The organism is Vibrio sp. SCSIO 43155, assembly GCF_023716605.1.
Taxonomy (GTDB): domain Bacteria; phylum Pseudomonadota; class Gammaproteobacteria; order Enterobacterales; family Vibrionaceae; genus Vibrio; species Vibrio harveyi.
This window is the reverse complement of sequence record NZ_CP071852.1, coordinates 3,495,243-3,512,422: the sequence shown is the minus strand read 5'-3', so window position 1 is coordinate 3,512,422 and position 17,180 is coordinate 3,495,243. Positions and strand designations below refer to the sequence as shown.

Here is a 17,180-nt window from a genome sequence, read left to right as displayed (position 1 = left end):
TTCACTTCAATCGCCCTATTTAGCATGCTGTTACGCGTGTTTTTTTGTTAGCACTGCGTAGTAGAAACCATCCATATCTTCTTCGCCTGGTAGAATCTGACGACCAGGTTGCTTTGGATCGGAGTCCACTAATTGCGCGTCTGCAGTACGTGCTAAGAACGCTTTTACTTGTTCCACGTTTTCTTGTGGTGTGATTGAACAAGTCGCGTAAACCATGGTGCCGCCAGGTTTTAGTTGCGCCCACATTGCATCAAAAATTTCGCTCTGTAGATCCGCAAGTGCGGCAATATCATCAGCACGACGTAGCCATTTGATGTCTGGGTGACGACGAATCACGCCAGTTGCAGAACACGGAGCATCCAGCAAAATGCGATCAAATTGTTCGCCTTGCCACCATTCTTGAGGATTACGCGCATCGCCGCAAACCACTTTTGCTTGAAGGTTGAGGCGCTTCAGGTTTTCGTGCACACGTTTAAGGCGCGTGTCATCGCAATCAATGGCAACCACTTCACTACCAGATGTACGCTCAAGAATGTGCGCTGTCTTACCGCCTGGTGCTGCGCAGCAGTCTAGGATCAGCTCGCCATCTTTTGGCTCAAGATAGTTAATCGACAGCTGCGCTGCCGCATCTTGCACCGATACCCAACCTTTTTCAAAGCCCGGCAGTTTCATCACATCGCATGGCGCCGCCAATTTTAGGGCGTCCATTGCTTGTGTGTGTGGCGTGCTATCAATGTTTTCATTTTTGAGTAGCGCAAGGTATTCATCACGAGTGTGGTGCTGGTGGTTTACACGCAGCCACATTGGCGCTTTCTGGTTGTTGGCTTCAACAATGCTTTCCCATTGTTGTGGGTAAGCTTCTTGCAGCAGTTTAAGTAACCAGCTCGGGTGACCGTATTTGCCCGCATTGTTGCTGACAGCCATTTGATCCAGTTCTTCTTGGTTGCGCTGGTAGTTACGTAATACTGCGTTGATAAGACCGCGCAAGCGGGGGCCTTTCAGCTCTTTAGTACCTTCAACCGTTTCACCCACTGCAGCGTGTGCAGGAATACGCATGAAGCTCAATTGGTAAATGCCAACCAAAATCAGGTGATGGAAAACGCGTTGTTTGCCCTTTAACGGCTTGTCCATCAACTGGTTTGCAATCATTTCTAGGCGAGGGAGGTAACGTAGAGCACCATAGCAAATTTCTTGCAAAAGAGCGTGATCACGTGGTCGTACGTTTTGTTGAGCCGCTGGAAGAGCGCTTGAAAGTGAGTGGCCCTTGTCGACGACAAGATACAAGACGTTGGCAGCCGCAGCGCGAACATTCATGATAAGTACCTTAAAGTAAAGGAGGGCATCTCTGCCCTCTAAAAGTTCGTATTATTGGTCTTTGACACGGTTATCTGGTTTTTAAACCAGTTGAGTGCCAACTTCAAACCAAGATGCACGTGAGTTCAGAATATCTTGAACTGACATGGCTTTTTTGCCCGGAACTTGCAGTTGTTCCAGAACCAATACACCGTTGCCTGTCGCAACATAAATACCGGTTTTGTCCGCTTGCAAAATGGTGCCTGCTGGCTTGTCGCTGGTTTGATCCGTGACACGACTTTCCCATACTTTGATGCTGTTTTCAGCCGCTTCAAAGTGGCTCATTGGCCATGGGTTGAATGCGCGAACACAACGTTCAATGTGCGCAGCATCATCGTTCCAATCAATGCGCGCTTCTTCTTTGCTCAGCTTCTTCGCGTAGTTTGCTAACTCGTCGTCTTGTTTCACGGGCTCTGCTTTGCCGGCTGCGATGTCTGCTAAACAATCAATCAGCGCATCAGGACCTAAACCTGCGAGTTTTTCGTACATTGATGCACTAGTGTCGCTTGCTTCAATCGGTAACGTTGCGATTTTAAGCATGTCACCCGTATCCAAACCAATGTCCATCTGCATAATGGTAACACCAGTTTCAGTATCACCTGCCCAAATTGAACGTTGGATAGGAGCTGCGCCACGCCAACGAGGAAGAATCGAACCGTGAACATTGATACAGCCTAGTTTAGGCGTGTCTAACACAACTTGCGGAAGTAATAGACCATAAGCGACAACAACCATGATGTCGGCATTCAGATCCGCTAGTTCTTGCTTAGCCTCATCTGATTTGAAGTTTTCTGGTTGATAAACCGGAATGTCATGCTCAAGCGCGATGGTTTTTACTGGGCTTGCAGTAAGCTTCTTACCACGGCCTGCTGGGCGATCTGGTTGAGTATAAACCGCAATTACTTCGTGCTCCGAAGACAACAACGCCGCCAAGTGACGGGCGGCGAAATCCGGAGTACCTGCAAAGACAATACGTAAAGACTGACTCAAGGTAGGCTTCCTTCTAATTAAATTGTATCGAGATTAAGCGTTTTGCTGTTTCTCGTTAAAGCGTTTGATTTTTGCTAGCTTGTCCTGAATACGCTTACGCTTCAGTGGCGATAGGTAATCAACGAACAACTTACCCATCAAATGGTCTAGTTCGTGTTGAACACAGATGGCTAGCAGATCGTCGGCTTCAAAAGTGTACTCTTTGCCATCACGATCTAGTGCTTTAACAGTAACTTCAGCAGCACGCGGCACAAGTGCACGAGCACCTGGTACCGATAGACAGCCTTCTTCGATGCCATCTTCGCCACGCTTTTCCAGAATCTCAGGGTTGATAAGCACCATTGGCTCATCACGAGTTTCTGAAATATCAATTACTACGATACGTTTGTGGATATCAACCTGCGTTGCAGCCAGGCCAATACCCTCTTCGTCGTACATGGTTTCAATCATGTCATCGACGATTTTTTGAATCTCAGGTGTCACCTCTTCTACAGGTTTTGCAACGGTACGCAGGCGATCATCTGGGAATGTTAATACTTGTAATACAGACATATTCACTCGAAATATTGAACTGTGCCGTAACAGCACAAACCTTGTTGGCTCAATTCTAGACATTTTATGACCTAAATGACAGCATCCTTATACCAATTTCCATTCTGGTAGTTGCCTAACAGACCAAGGACGAGGGTCATGAATCGAATTTTCCGCAACGTTTCTCGCATTACGTTGCCGTTACTTTTCTCTTTCAATGCCGTAGCAAACACGGACTCCCAACCGCTTACCGTCAAAGATGACGCACCTAAAACTTATGTTGTGGTCAAAGGTGACACGCTTTGGGATATTTCAGCAATGTATCTGGATAGCCCATGGTTGTGGCCTCGTTTGTGGCAGGTCAATCCAGAGATCGATAATCCGCACCTTATTTATCCCGGAGACAAGTTGTCGCTGGTATGGATTAATGGTCAACCAGTATTGAGCTTAAAAGCGGTGAAAAAGCTCAGCCCTAAAGCTCGTATCACGGAAAAGAAAGCGGTGCCAACCGTTGCTGAAGGTTTGGTTATGCCTTACCTCAAGTCGGACCGTTTGGTGGACGATGAAACGCTAGAAAACGCGGCTAAAGTGATGGGTAGTAGCAAAGGCAGTAAATATCTGACTGCTGAGGACACCCTGTATATTAGTGGTGAACAAACGGCGACAGGTTGGGCTATCTATCGTCCAGTCGAAACATTTTCCCGTGAAGACGTATCTAAGCAAATTACCGCTTTACGTTTGATTGCAAAAGGGGAACTTATCGAGGCATCAAGCGAGTACTCAGGACTAAAGATCACCACTCAACTGCAAGAGATTATTCGTAACGATATCGCTTTGCCGGTCCAAACATTAGAAAATGGTGATTTCACGACGACCTTTTACCCACTGCCATCACCAAAAGGCAGTTCTGCAGCATTGCTGGGTAATATTGAGGGCATTCGATTTAGCTCAACCAATCAAGTGGTTGTGATTGATAAAGGAACATCCGATCAACTTCGCCAAGGCAGTGTGTTTGATCTTAAAGAAGATGCGCACCCGGTTTTCAAAGGTGGCGATGGTTTTGTGAAAGACAGTGGCTTACTCGACTCTAAGATCACCTTGCCGCAAAGTAAGGTTGGTGAACTGCTGGTCATTCGTCCTTATGAATATTTCAGTCTTGCACTGATTACCAATAGCACTAAGCCAATCAATAAAGAGGTATCAGTGGTTTCTCCTCTGGCTGAGGAATCGACCACGAATGAAACTACGCAATGATACTGACCTCGCCGCCTGGTTAAAGCTGAGCTGCTTGCCAGGCATTGGCGGGGTGAAGATGAATAAGCTGCTGAGTAAAGATACGCCAAGCAATATTGTCGGATACTCAACTGAGCAGCTTCAGCTTTTGGGTTTTACCACGAAGCAACTGCAAGCATGGTCTGAGGTCGATAAAGAAGTCGACGCTTGTCTTACTTGGGTTAGCGCCTCATCTCATCATCATATTGTTACTTTGGCGGATACTCTGTATCCCCCACTTCTCAAACAAACGGTCGCTCCACCTCCTTTACTATTTATAAAGGGAGAAGCGAGTTGTTTGTCTCAACCTCAAATTGCCATGGTCGGCAGCCGTAATGCTAGTGTTGATGGGCTTCAACACGCACGTCAGTTCGCTGCAGATTTGGTGAAACATGATCTGATTGTTACCAGTGGTTTGGCTTTGGGTATCGATGGACACGCTCATGATGGTGCTTTGCAAGCGGACGGTAAAACCATTGCGGTATTGGGTTCAGGGTTAGAGCAAGTTTATCCAGCCCGTCACCGAGGTTTAGCGCGGCGAGTGATGGAAAACGGTGCGTTAGTCTCTGAGTTTCGCCCAGATGCAAAACCTCGAGCAGAAAACTTCCCACGACGTAATCGAATCATTAGTGGTTTGTCGCTTGGCGTGTTGGTTGTCGAAGCAGCAGAAAAGAGTGGCTCATTAATCACCGCTCGCTACGCTCTTGAGCAAGACCGTGAAGTTTTCGCTATACCAGCTTCGATTAATGCTCCCAATGCCAGTGGTGGTAATCAGTTGATTCGTAATGGGGCTTGTCTCGTACAAAATACTCAGGAGGTGTTGAATGAAATACAGTCTTTGCTCGACTGGTCTATTAATCAGAGCTTGGATTTATTTTCTACGGCAATTGATGAAGAAGAATTGCCATTTCCTCAGCTGTTAGCTAACGTAGGAAATGAGGCTACACCAGTTGATATTCTTGCAAGCAGGACCAATATACCTGTCCAAGAAGTCATGATGCAGCTCTTAGAGCTTGAGCTTTCAGGGCATGTTGTTGCAGTATCCGGTGGCTATATTCGAAAGGGGAGGGGCTAGCTATGATGATGGATATACTTATGTATCTATTCGAAACCTACATCCATAGCGATGCAGAGTTACAGGTCGAACAAGACGAGTTGGAAGATGAATTGCTTCGTGCAGGCTTCCAGCAAAAAGACATCTACAAAGCCCTTGTCTGGTTAGAAGAGCTGGCAGCATTGCAACAAAGTGATGAGCATTCAGCGATTTCAACTTGCATAGCATCGGCATCGACACGTATCTATACGGCATCAGAGATGCAGCGCTTAGATCTTGAATGTCGTGGTTTTCTGCTGTTCTTAGAGCAAATTAATGTTCTAACCACAGAAACACGTGAGATGGTTATCGATCGTGTAATGGGGCTAGAAACCAATGAATTTGAGCTTGAAGACCTTAAGTGGATCATTCTTATGGTTCTGTTTAATGTCCCTGGCAACGAAAATGCCTACACGCTGATGGAAGAGCTGCTGTACACCAAGGAACAGGGTATTCTTCACTAATATCTTCTGCTTTAACGGTGAGTATGAGTAGTAAAATCGATCACAACCTTTTCTCGGCACACGAGCATGCGCTTGAGAGAGAGCCGTGCCCTAAATGTGGTGGGGAAGTCAGGCTGAAACATGGCAAACATGGTCCTTTTCTTGGTTGTAGCCAATACCCAAGCTGCGACTATATCAAGCCGTTGCACAGTAATGATGGCCACATCGTAAAAGAGTTAGGTGTGCCTTGCCCTGACTGTGGCAATGAGTTGGTGCTCCGACAAGGGCGATACGGCATGTTCGTTGGCTGTAGTCATTACCCAACTTGTCATCATATCGAATCAATCAATCAGCCCGAACCCGAGCAAGAATCGAAAGAGCTATACGCTTGCCCTGAGTGTGGTAAAGGGCATTTAGTTGAACGTAAGACCCGATTTGGTAAGACATTCTACGCGTGTGATAACTATCCGAAGTGCAAGTTTGCGGTAAACTTACCACCTGTAAGAGGTCGCTGTGAGGAATGCGGGTTTACCTTGTTGGTAGAAAAGAAACTCGCCAGCGGGGTTAAGTTGCAATGTGCAAGTCGCAAGTGCCAGCATACACAATCACAATAAATCTCAGGCAAAATTAAAAAGGGTCGCATCATGCGACCCTTTGTTGTCTATTTATCAACTTTTCTATGCTTGCCACTGTTTGGCAAATTCATGAACTGCTGGGAAGGTTTCTTCATCAAGCACGTTTGTTAATGCACACAACCTACGATTCAACTCACCAGTGTAATCACCGCATACGTTGATGTGACCCATCTTACGACCTTCTCGTTTCTCTTTGCCATACCAATGAATATGGCAACCATTCATCGCGAGTAGCGCATCTGGCAAGGTATCTTCACCGAGAATATTGATCATCGAGGTCTCGCGAACGAGCTTAGTACTACCTAAAGGCATACCACACACAGCGCGTAGGTGGTTCTCAAACTGACAAGTTTCTGCACCCTGCTGAGTCCAGTGACCTGAGTTGTGTACGCGTGGTGCGATTTCGTTAACCAGCAACTTGCCGTCAACGTCGAAGAACTCCAGGGCTAGCACGCCAACGTAATTCAAACTATTGGCGACGGCCGTGAACATCTCTTTTGCTTGTTCTTGCAACTCTGGAGCATCAATTGCTGTTGAGAGGCTTAATACACCATTTGTGTGGATGTTTTCTGCGAGAGGGTAAACTTCAATACTGCCATCGTTACTGCGAGCACCAATCAGTGAAACTTCACGGTTAAAAGGAACAAACTCCTCAGCAACAATGGCTTGATTTGGTGTTGAAGCAATGCATTCCACCATTTCTGTCCAAATTATGTCGATCTGAGAAGGTTCTTTTAAACGCCACTGACCTTTTCCATCGTAACCGCCCAATGCACTTTTCAGAACCATTGGCATGCCGACGTGTTCAATTGCGCGGTCAAAATCTTCACGAGTTTTGATCACATAGTATTTCGCATTACGTACGCCAGCATCATCAAGTAATGCCTTTTCAATGCGGCGATCACCGCCTGCTTTGATAGCTTGTGTACTTGGTAAGAACTTACCGCTCGCTTCGCAAATATCAAGCACGTCATGCGGGATATGCTCGAACTCAGCAGTGATTACATCAACTTGTTCGATCGCATTTTCTAAGCCGTTGCCTAGTACATGTTGAGTCAGTGGATGAACGATATTACCGCTGCCCACATCGTAAGCTGAAATTTGAATATTCAGTGGCGCACCAGCCAGAGACATCATACGAGCTAACTGACCCGCACCAAGAACCAGTACATGCATCTGATTAATCCTCAGAAGGGTTTGGGTTCGCCAATACGGTTTCCGTTTGTTCGTTACGGAACGCTTCGACTTTTGCCATGATCGCTTCATCATGTGTACCAAGGATTTGAGCCGCTAGGATACCAGCGTTTGCTGCGCCTGCTTCGCCAATAGCTAATGTACCAACCGCAATACCTTTTGGCATCTGTACGATAGAAAGTAGTGAGTCCATGCCTTTCAGTGCGCGAGACTGAACGGGAACGCCAAGTACAGGTACGCTGGTAAACGCCGCCGCCATGCCTGGTAGGTGGGCAGCACCGCCCGCACCTGCGATGATGACTTTAATGCCACGTTCTTTAGCACTGCTTGCGTAATCAGCCAACAATTGAGGAGTACGGTGAGCTGACACCACCTTTGTTTCGTAAGACACGCCAAATTGATCCAGCATGTCCGCTGCTAGTTTCATGGTTGGCCAATCTGATTTAGAACCCATGATGATACCGACTTTCATCTCAAACTCCTTCAAGCTGCAAAATTAGGTGAGCTGATAAATTTGTGCGCATTATACGGGGATTTTTACCTCAAGCAAACGTTTGCGTGCGTTTGTAAATACGATTGATACATTTTATAAACAAATTGCTTTAGTCTCTGAGAATGAATATTTGTACACTTAGTACAAACACAACAGACAAGATTATCAGGAAGTACCGGTGGAGAACTTTGAACAGGTGCTAGAAGCACTACAAAAAGGCGAAGTGATTGCCTACCCAACAGAGGGGGTGTTTGGTGTTGGCTGTGACCCAGATAACCCAGAAGCGATTCAAAAATTGCTAGAGCTAAAACAACGCCCTGTTGAGAAAGGATTAATCTTAATTGCGGCAAACTATGAACAGCTTTTGCCTTATGTTGATGAATCTCAGTTGACTCAAGAGCAGTTAGATAAAGTACACGCAACATGGCCTGGTCCATACACTTGGATTATGCCTGCGAGTGACAAAGTTTCTCATTGGGTATCGGGGCAATTTGATTCGATTGCAGTGCGTGTGACGGATCATCCTTTGGTACAAAAGATGTGTAATGCTTTCGGAAAGCCGCTAACCTCTACCAGCGCGAACCTCACTGGTCAGCCTCCTTGTATGACGACTGAAGAAGTAGAGCAACAATTGGGTGACCGGCTTGTGGCGATCTTACGTGGTGAAACCAGCGGTCGTGACAAGCCTAGTGAAATTCGTGATGCTAAAACCTCGCAAATATTAAGACAGGGCTAACCCTGCTAGTCAGCAATCAATAGGTACTACACGTATGTCAGCAATCGATAAGCACGCCGTAAAACAGTTCCTGATGTCACTTCAGGATTCCATTTGTCAGCAGTTAGAACAAGAAGATGGAAAGGCCGTCTTTGTTGAAGACGCATGGCAACGTGAAAAAGGGGAGCGCCTTGGTGGTGGTGGTCGTACCCGTGTTTTGCGTGATGGTGACGTTTTTGAGCAAGGGGGAGTGAATTTCTCTCATGTCGAAGGTAATGAGATGCCAGCATCAGCTACGGCGCATCGTCCAGAGTTAGCTGGTCGCCGCTTTGAAGCGATGGGTGTTTCTTTGGTTATCCATCCCCACAACCCATATGTACCGACTTCTCACGCTAACGTACGCTTCTTTATCGCAGAGAAAGAGGGTGAAGAGCCTATTTGGTGGTTTGGTGGTGGTTTTGATCTAACACCTTTCTATCCATTCGAAGAAGATTGCCAATCATGGCATGAAACCGCAAAACAACTTTGTGCACCTTTCGGTGATGATGTCTATGCAGAGCATAAAGCTTGGTGTGATAAGTATTTCTTCCTACCGCATCGAAATGAAACTCGTGGTGTTGGTGGTTTGTTCTTTGATGACCTAAACCAGTGGGAATTCGACAAGTGTTTTGATTACATCAAGGCGGTTGGTGAAGGATACTGCCAAGCTTACCTACCGATTGTGTCTCGTCGTAAAGAAATTGAATTCAGTGAGCGTGAGCGTGAATTCCAACTTTACCGTCGTGGTCGCTACGTTGAATTCAACCTAGTGTATGATCGTGGAACTCTATTTGGTCTGCAAAGTGGCGGTCGTACAGAGTCAATTCTTATGTCGATGCCACCACTTGCGCGTTGGGAATACAGCTATGAGCCACAACCTGGTTCTCCAGAGGCTGAACTTTACGAGCGATACTTAACGCCACGAGAGTGGTGAGCGTTGAATCTCCTTTTCTATATAGATAGATAGTGATAGGGTCATCTGTAATCAGATGGCCCTGTTTTTTCTCTATAGTAGGTAAGGAATAAAGGTAAGGAAATGACTCAGCAAATTGATCGCTATGCCGTGTTTGGTAATCCTATTGGACACAGCAAGTCGCCATTCATTCACACCTTGTTTGCTCGTCAAACCAATCAATCTTTGGTGTATACCGCAGAAAGTGCTCCTGTAGATGGTTTTATTGACGCAGCGAAGCTGTTCTTTGCTGAAGGAGGCAAGGGGTGCAACATCACCATGCCATTTAAAGAAGATGCTTATCAATTTGCTAGTAGACTGACCGAACGTGCTCAGTTAGCCGGGGCAGTCAATACGCTCAAGAAGTTAGATGATGGTGAGATCATTGGCGATAACACCGATGGAGCAGGTTTGGTTCAAGACCTACTTCAACATCAAGTTGTGTTAGAAGGTGCGCGAATCCTGATCATTGGCGCTGGCGGTGCCGCTCGTGGAGTGATCAAGCCACTTCTTGATCAAAAGCCTAGTTCTTTAACCATTACTAATCGAACCTTCAGCAAAGCGCAGGAGCTTGCGGAGTTGTTTATTGCACATGGCTCTATCATTGCCAAAGAGATGGATGATATTAGTGATGAGTTCGACGTGATTATTAACTCCACGTCTGCTTCCCTAAGCGGTGAGCTGCCGGCTATCTCCTCTTCTATCTTTGCAGCTAACAGTACGAGCTACGACATGATTTACGGGCAAGGGACGACCAGTTTTAACTTATGGGCAAAAGAAAGTGGTGCCGCTCATGCTTATGATGGTCTTGGAATGTTAGTGGGACAAGCTGCGGAAAGCTTTATGCTGTGGCGTGGTTTACGCCCTGGCGCAAAACAAATCCTTAGAGAATTAAGAAAGAACCTTGAAGGTCAGTAAACGATGAATCAGTCCATCTTATTCCCAGATATGCAATCATGGGATAAAACATTACAAGCGGTAAACTTTACCGCGCAGCAATCAGGAGCTCTGATTGAATGCTATGTAACAAAGCAGAAGCTAGAAAAGCTTAGTGGCTCCTTGGTTGAAACTGAACAAGCGGCAATTAAAGTATTTATTGATTATCGATTCGACCTAGAAGAAATCGCGGAAGAGCTAATTGAAGATGAAGCCTTCAATGAAGAAGGCAATATCATCATCGATTAGCTTATTGCTAACCAACTACATCATTCGTCGTTGACGTCTTCTACTTCGTTTATGTAGTCATTTTTATTCTGTACATAGTTATTGGCAGACTTTTGTAAGAAAGCTCGTTCATTCTCTGATAAGGGGCGAGCTTGTTTTACTGGACTACCAACATATAAATAGCCGCTTTCCAACCTTTTCCCCGGTGGGACTAAACTTCCAGCGCCTATCATTACGTCTGATTCGACAACAACGTTATCTAAAACGATCGCTCCCATACCAACCAATACACGATCGTGGATTTCGCAGCCGTGCAACATGACTTTATGACCAATAGTGACATTATTACCAATGATTAGCGGATAGCCGTTGGGATTCTCAGTATTTTTATGGGTTACATGCAGTACGCTACCATCTTGAATATTGGTTCGAGCACCAATGTGGATATGGTTCACATCACCACGAGCTGCAACTAATGGCCAAACACTCGAGTCGTCACCAATTTGGATATCACCGACAAGAACAGAAGTTGAGTCGACATATACGCGCTTGCCTAGTTGAGGTCGAATACCTTTATAACTTCTAATAGAACCCATCTTTACTCCTTATAAAGCGTTAATAATCGGGATATCTGGAGGGAAGAGTAGCAAAAACTCGCCTTTTAGAATAAAAAACACTCAAACAATAAAAAAATCAAAAAAAACGAGAAAAAGGGCTTGCCAATGTGATCGCAATCTCTATAATGCCACCTCGCTGACACGGCAACGCTTCGAAAGAAACGAATTCAAGTTAGCAAGCCAATTAGCTAAGCGGAAACGCTTGATAAAAAGTTTGAAAAAAGTGATTGACACTAAACTTTAACTCGCTAAAATGGCCATCCGATTTGAGCAAAGCTCAATAGGAAAGCTCTTTAACAATATAGACCTATCAATCTGTGTGGGCACTCGTTGATGATAATCCAATTAGATATTTCTTTCTTAACGGAAAGCGGTATCAAATTAGGTTTCAATGAAACGAAGTGACCATTGAATCGAAAGATTCAGCACAGTCAATTCAAACATTACATTATGTAATGTTCAGTATTCATTGAGCCGAACAAAATCTTAAATTGAAGAGTTTGATCATGGCTCAGATTGAACGCTGGCGGCAGGCCTAACACATGCAAGTCGAGCGGAAACGAGTTATCTGAACCTTCGGGGAGCGATAACGGCGTCGAGCGGCGGACGGGTGAGTAATGCCTAGGAAATTGCCCTGATGTGGGGGATAACCATTGGAAACGATGGCTAATACCGCATAATACCTACGGGTCAAAGAGGGGGACCTTCGGGCCTCTCGCGTCAGGATATGCCTAGGTGGGATTAGCTAGTTGGTGAGGTAATGGCTCACCAAGGCGACGATCCCTAGCTGGTCTGAGAGGATGATCAGCCACACTGGAACTGAGACACGGTCCAGACTCCTACGGGAGGCAGCAGTGGGGAATATTGCACAATGGGCGCAAGCCTGATGCAGCCATGCCGCGTGTGTGAAGAAGGCCTTCGGGTTGTAAAGCACTTTCAGTCGTGAGGAAGGTAGTGTAGTTAATAGCTGCATTATTTGACGTTAGCGACAGAAGAAGCACCGGCTAACTCCGTGCCAGCAGCCGCGGTAATACGGAGGGTGCGAGCGTTAATCGGAATTACTGGGCGTAAAGCGCATGCAGGTGGTTTGTTAAGTCAGATGTGAAAGCCCGGGGCTCAACCTCGGAATAGCATTTGAAACTGGCAGACTAGAGTACTGTAGAGGGGGGTAGAATTTCAGGTGTAGCGGTGAAATGCGTAGAGATCTGAAGGAATACCGGTGGCGAAGGCGGCCCCCTGGACAGATACTGACACTCAGATGCGAAAGCGTGGGGAGCAAACAGGATTAGATACCCTGGTAGTCCACGCCGTAAACGATGTCTACTTGGAGGTTGTGGCCTTGAGCCGTGGCTTTCGGAGCTAACGCGTTAAGTAGACCGCCTGGGGAGTACGGTCGCAAGATTAAAACTCAAATGAATTGACGGGGGCCCGCACAAGCGGTGGAGCATGTGGTTTAATTCGATGCAACGCGAAGAACCTTACCTACTCTTGACATCCAGAGAACATTCCAGAGATGGATTGGTGCCTTCGGGAACTCTGAGACAGGTGCTGCATGGCTGTCGTCAGCTCGTGTTGTGAAATGTTGGGTTAAGTCCCGCAACGAGCGCAACCCTTATCCTTGTTTGCCAGCACTTCGGGTGGGAACTCCAGGGAGACTGCCGGTGATAAACCGGAGGAAGGTGGGGACGACGTCAAGTCATCATGGCCCTTACGAGTAGGGCTACACACGTGCTACAATGGCGCATACAGAGGGCGGCCAACTTGCGAGAGTGAGCGAATCCCAAAAAGTGCGTCGTAGTCCGGATCGGAGTCTGCAACTCGACTCCGTGAAGTCGGAATCGCTAGTAATCGTGGATCAGAATGCCACGGTGAATACGTTCCCGGGCCTTGTACACACCGCCCGTCACACCATGGGAGTGGGCTGCAAAAGAAGTAGGTAGTTTAACCTTCGGGAGGACGCTTACCACTTTGTGGTTCATGACTGGGGTGAAGTCGTAACAAGGTAGCGCTAGGGGAACCTGGCGCTGGATCACCTCCTTATACGATGATTACTCACGATGAGTGTCCACACAGATTGATACGGTTTATAAAGTAAGAGAGGAAGAGTTCCCAAACTCTTCAATCCAGTGTCCCGTTCGTCTAGAGGCCTAGGACACCGCCCTTTCACGGCGGTAACAGGGGTTCGACTCCCCTACGGGATACCATTGGGTCGTTAGCTCAGTTGGTAGAGCAGTTGACTTTTAATCAATTGGTCGCAGGTTCGAATCCTGCACGACCCACCATTCTTCTCCACGAAGAATCAAAACTTACGTGGGCGATTAGCTCAGTTGGGAGAGCACCTGCCTTACAAGCAGGGGGTCACTGGTTCGAGCCCGGTATCGCCCACCATTCTCTAAGTATTTTTGGATAGGAATTCCAAACCACTTCAGTAAAACGTACGTGGTTAGAATCTTCGTCTCTGAAAGTCTTTAGAAAATGTACTTCCTTGTGAAGAAACATAGCTCTTTAACAATTTGGAAAGCTGACAAAACAAACTTTTAAGTTTGTTTGTAAAGTTCTCAATGTTTGTCTTTATGACAAACACCAATACAACACATTCAAGTGTTCTTGGAATTTGAGTCCGGCAAAATCGAGTCTGCATCATGTATAAAAATTGCAGACAACTTTGGTGACTTGTTCATCAACTCGAAACTCCTTCGGGTTGTATGGTTAAGTGACTAAGCGTACACGGTGGATGCCTTGGCAGTCAGAGGCGATGAAGGACGTATTAACTTGCGATAAGCCCAGATTAGGTAGTAAAAACCACTTGAGTCTGGGATTTCCGAATGGGGAAACCCACTTACATAAGTAAGTATCGCTGCGTGAATACATAGCGCAGCGAGGCGAACCGGGGGAACTGAAACATCTAAGTACCCCGAGGAAAAGAAATCAACCGAGATTCCGAAAGTAGCGGCGAGCGAAATTGGACTAGCCCTTAAGCTTTTTATGCGTCAGGTGAAACTTCTGGAAAGTTGTGCGATACAGGGTGATAGCCCCGTAACCGGCAACGCATTTAAAGTGAAATCGAGTAGGGCGGGACACGTGATATCCTGTCTGAATATGGGGGGACCATCCTCCAAGGCTAAATACTACTGACTGACCGATAGTGAACCAGTACCGTGAGGGAAAGGCGAAAAGAACCCCTGTGAGGGGAGTGAAATAGAACCTGAAACCGTGTACGTACAAGCAGTAGGAGCACCTTCGTGGTGTGACTGCGTACCTTTTGTATAATGGGTCAGCGACTTATATTCAGTGGCAAGGTTAACCATCTAGGGGAGCCGTAGGGAAACCGAGTCTTAACTGGGCGTTCAGTCTCTGGATATAGACCCGAAACCAGGTGATCTAGCCATGGGCAGGTTGAAGGTTGAGTAACATCAACTGGAGGACCGAACCGACTAATGTTGAAAAATTAGCGGATGACTTGTGGCTAGGGGTGAAAGGCCAATCAAACCTGGAGATAGCTGGTTCTCCCCGAAAGCTATTTAGGTAGCGCCTCGGACGAATACTACTGGGGGTAGAGCACTGTTAAGGCTAGGGGGTCATCCCGACTTACCAACCCTTTGCAAACTCCGAATACCAGTAAGTACTATCCGGGAGACACACGGCGGGTGCTAACGTCCGTCGTGGAGAGGGAAACAACCCAGACCGCCAGCTAAGGTCCCAAATTACTACTAAGTGGGAAACGATGTGGGAAGGCTCAGACAGCCAGGATGTTGGCTTAGAAGCAGCCATCATTTAAAGAAAGCGTAATAGCTCACTGGTCGAGTCGGCCTGCGCGGAAGATGTAACGGGGCTAAGTAGTAAACCGAAGCTGCGGCAATGCACTTTAGTGCATTGGGTAGGGGAGCGTTCTGTAAGCGGTTGAAGGTGTGTGGTAACGCATGCTGGACGTATCAGAAGTGCGAATGCTGACATGAGTAACGATAAAGGGGGTGAAAAACCTCCTCGCCGGAAGACCAAGGGTTCCTGTCCAACGTTAATCGGGGCAGGGTAAGTCGACCCCTAAGGCGAGGCCGAAAGGCGTAGTCGATGGGAAACGGGTTAATATTCCCGTACTTCTTACAATTGCGATGGGGGGACGGAGAAGGCTAGGTGGGCCTGGCGACGGTTGTCCAGGTTCAAGTGCGTAGGCTTAAGAGTTAGGTAAATCCGGCTCTTTTTAAGGCTGAGACACGACGTCGAGCTACTACGGTAGTGAAGTCATTGATGCCATGCTTCCAGGAAAAGCCTCTAAGCTTCAGATTGTAAGGAATCGTACCCCAAACCGACACAGGTGGTCGGGTAGAGAATACCAAGGCGCTTGAGAGAACTCGGGTGAAGGAACTAGGCAAAATGGTACCGTAACTTCGGGAGAAGGTACGCTCTCGACGGTGAAGTCCCTCGCGGATGGAGCTATTGAGAGTCGCAGATACCAGGTGGCTGCAACTGTTTATTAAAAACACAGCACTGTGCAAAATCGTAAGATGACGTATACGGTGTGACGCCTGCCCGGTGCCGGAAGGTTAATTGATGGGGTTAGACTTCGGTCGAAGCTCTTGATCGAAGCCCCGGTAAACGGCGGCCGTAACTATAACGGTCCTAAGGTAGCGAAATTCCTTGTCGGGTAAGTTCCGACCTGCACGAATGGCGTAATGATGGCCACGCTGTCTCCACCCGAGACTCAGTGAAATTGAAATCGCTGTGAAGATGCAGTGTACCCGCGGCTAGACGGAAAGACCCCGTGAACCTTTACTACAGCTTGGCACTGAACATTGACCCTACATGTGTAGGATAGGTGGGAGGCTTTGAAGCACGGTCGCTAGATTGTGTGGAGCCGTCCTTGAAATACCACCCTTGTAGTGTTGATGTTCTAACGTTGACCCCTAATCGGGGTTGCGGACAGTGCCTGGTGGGTAGTTTGACTGGGGCGGTCTCCTCCCAAAGCGTAACGGAGGAGCACGAAGGTGGGCTAATCACGGTTGGACATCGTGAGGTTAGTGCAATGGCATAAGCCCGCTTGACTGCGAGAATGACGGTTCGAGCAGGTGCGAAAGCAGGTCATAGTGATCCGGTGGTTCTGAATGGAAGGGCCATCGCTCAACGGATAAAAGGTACTCCGGGGATAACAGGCTGATACCGCCCAAGAGTTCATATCGACGGCGGTGTTTGGCACCTCGATGTCGGCTCATCACATCCTGGGGCTGAAGTCGGTCCCAAGGGTATGGCTGTTCGCCATTTAAAGTGGTACGCGAGCTGGGTTTAGAACGTCGTGAGACAGTTCGGTCCCTATCTGCCGTGGGCGTTGGAAGATTGAAGGGGGCTGCTCCTAGTACGAGAGGACCGGAGTGGACGAACCTCTGGTGTTCGGGTTGTGTCGCCAGACGCATTGCCCGGTAGCTAAGTTCGGAATCGATAACCGCTGAAAGCATCTAAGCGGGAAGCGAGCCCTGAGATGAGTCTTCCCTGATACTTTAAGTATCCTAAAGGGTTGTTCGAGACTAGAACGTTGATAGGCAGGGTGTGTAAGCGTTGTGAGGCGTTGAGCTAACCTGTACTAATTGCCCGTGAGGCTTAACCATACAACACCCAAGGGGTTTTGATGGACTCAATGTAAGAACATTGAATGTGTGTAAGTAGAACTTAAAATCAGTTTTCCAGATTAAAGAATTTG

At 47.2% G+C, this 17,180-nt stretch carries 14 protein-coding genes, 3 tRNA genes and 2 rRNA genes; 13 read left to right on the top strand and 6 right to left on the bottom strand.

Features of this window, described 5'->3' with window-relative positions:
- Positions 1-30: 30 nt before the first annotated feature.
- The 3 genes from rsmB to def all read right to left on the bottom strand — a co-directional run bounded on the left by rsmB (position 31) and on the right by def (position 2,895).
- A complete protein-coding gene (rsmB, locus tag J4N44_RS16710; protein WP_239212941.1) occupies positions 31-1,314 on the bottom strand; it encodes a 16S rRNA (cytosine(967)-C(5))-methyltransferase RsmB in 1,284 nt (427 codons plus the stop codon).
- A gap of 81 nt (positions 1,315-1,395) precedes the next feature.
- A complete protein-coding gene (fmt, locus tag J4N44_RS16705; protein WP_252044687.1) occupies positions 1,396-2,343 on the bottom strand; it encodes a methionyl-tRNA formyltransferase in 948 nt (315 codons plus the stop codon).
- 33 nt (positions 2,344-2,376) lie between these two features.
- A complete protein-coding gene (gene def, locus J4N44_RS16700; protein WP_005450979.1) occupies positions 2,377-2,895 on the bottom strand; it encodes a peptide deformylase in 519 nt (172 codons plus the stop codon).
- A gap of 138 nt (positions 2,896-3,033) precedes the next feature.
- On the opposite strand from def, the gene J4N44_RS16695 reads away from it, so the two are divergent.
- Genes J4N44_RS16695 through J4N44_RS16680 form a run of 4 tightly spaced genes read left to right on the top strand, consistent with a single transcriptional unit; the run spans position 3,034 to position 6,296 of the window.
- Entirely contained in the window at positions 3,034-4,128 is a 1,095-nt protein-coding gene (locus tag J4N44_RS16695) for a LysM peptidoglycan-binding domain-containing protein (RefSeq protein ID WP_009701852.1), read from the top strand.
- Positions 4,112-5,221, top strand: coding sequence for a DNA-processing protein DprA (gene dprA / locus J4N44_RS16690; protein ID WP_252044686.1), 1,110 nt, complete (start codon positions 4,112-4,114; stop codon positions 5,219-5,221). The genes J4N44_RS16695 and dprA overlap by 17 nt, the downstream gene beginning before the upstream one ends.
- A 2-nt stretch (positions 5,222-5,223) precedes the next feature.
- Positions 5,224-5,703, top strand: coding sequence for a DUF494 family protein (locus J4N44_RS16685; protein ID WP_005429833.1), 480 nt, complete (start codon positions 5,224-5,226; stop codon positions 5,701-5,703).
- A 23-nt stretch (positions 5,704-5,726) separates the two neighbouring features.
- On the top strand, positions 5,727-6,296 hold the full coding sequence (locus J4N44_RS16680) for a DNA topoisomerase family protein (protein WP_005450974.1): 570 nt from the start codon (positions 5,727-5,729) through the stop codon (positions 6,294-6,296).
- Between the two features lie 63 nt (positions 6,297-6,359).
- Here the strand turns inward: J4N44_RS16680 and J4N44_RS16675 are convergent, their stop codons facing one another.
- A complete protein-coding gene (locus tag J4N44_RS16675) occupies positions 6,360-7,493 on the bottom strand; it encodes a 5-(carboxyamino)imidazole ribonucleotide synthase (protein ID WP_252044685.1) in 1,134 nt (377 codons plus the stop codon).
- 4 nt (positions 7,494-7,497) lie between these two features.
- Entirely contained in the window at positions 7,498-7,983 is a 486-nt protein-coding gene (gene purE, locus J4N44_RS16670) for a 5-(carboxyamino)imidazole ribonucleotide mutase (protein ID WP_061065488.1), read from the bottom strand.
- Between the two features lie 199 nt (positions 7,984-8,182).
- On the opposite strand from purE, the gene tsaC reads away from it, so the two are divergent.
- From tsaC to J4N44_RS16650, 4 genes are all read left to right on the top strand, one after another.
- Positions 8,183-8,740, top strand: coding sequence for an L-threonylcarbamoyladenylate synthase type 1 TsaC (tsaC, locus tag J4N44_RS16665; protein ID WP_017190968.1), 558 nt, complete (start codon positions 8,183-8,185; stop codon positions 8,738-8,740).
- A gap of 34 nt (positions 8,741-8,774) precedes the next feature.
- The gene (hemF, locus tag J4N44_RS16660) at positions 8,775-9,692 is read left to right on the top strand and encodes an oxygen-dependent coproporphyrinogen oxidase (RefSeq protein ID WP_017817571.1); all 918 of its coding nucleotides are present in this window, start codon (positions 8,775-8,777) and stop codon (positions 9,690-9,692) included.
- Positions 9,693-9,794: 102 nt separating this feature from the next.
- The gene (aroE, locus tag J4N44_RS16655; protein ID WP_017190966.1) at positions 9,795-10,628 is read left to right on the top strand and encodes a shikimate dehydrogenase; all 834 of its coding nucleotides are present in this window, start codon (positions 9,795-9,797) and stop codon (positions 10,626-10,628) included.
- A 3-nt stretch (positions 10,629-10,631) separates the two neighbouring features.
- Positions 10,632-10,895, top strand: a complete 264-nt coding sequence (locus J4N44_RS16650; protein WP_005450963.1) for a DUF1488 family protein — start codon at positions 10,632-10,634, stop codon at positions 10,893-10,895.
- Positions 10,896-10,915: 20 nt separating this feature from the next.
- Here J4N44_RS16650 and J4N44_RS16645 read toward each other — a convergent pair whose 3' ends face one another.
- Entirely contained in the window at positions 10,916-11,470 is a 555-nt protein-coding gene (locus tag J4N44_RS16645) for a gamma carbonic anhydrase family protein (RefSeq protein WP_252044684.1), read from the bottom strand.
- Between the two features lie 509 nt (positions 11,471-11,979).
- Here J4N44_RS16645 and J4N44_RS16640 point away from each other — a divergent pair.
- From J4N44_RS16640 to J4N44_RS16620, 5 genes are all read left to right on the top strand, one after another.
- Positions 11,980-13,531: ribosomal RNA gene (locus tag J4N44_RS16640) — 16S ribosomal RNA — on the top strand.
- A gap of 88 nt (positions 13,532-13,619) precedes the next feature.
- A tRNA-Glu gene (locus tag J4N44_RS16635) sits at positions 13,620-13,695 on the top strand.
- A gap of 2 nt (positions 13,696-13,697) precedes the next feature.
- A tRNA-Lys gene (locus J4N44_RS16630) sits at positions 13,698-13,773 on the top strand.
- A gap of 30 nt (positions 13,774-13,803) precedes the next feature.
- Positions 13,804-13,879 (top strand) — tRNA-Val (locus J4N44_RS16625).
- Positions 13,880-14,198: 319 nt separating this feature from the next.
- Positions 14,199-17,088: ribosomal RNA gene (locus J4N44_RS16620) — 23S ribosomal RNA — on the top strand.
- The 16S and 23S rRNA genes sit together here with 3 tRNA genes alongside, the layout of an rRNA operon.
- The last annotated feature ends 92 nt before the right edge of the window (positions 17,089-17,180 follow it).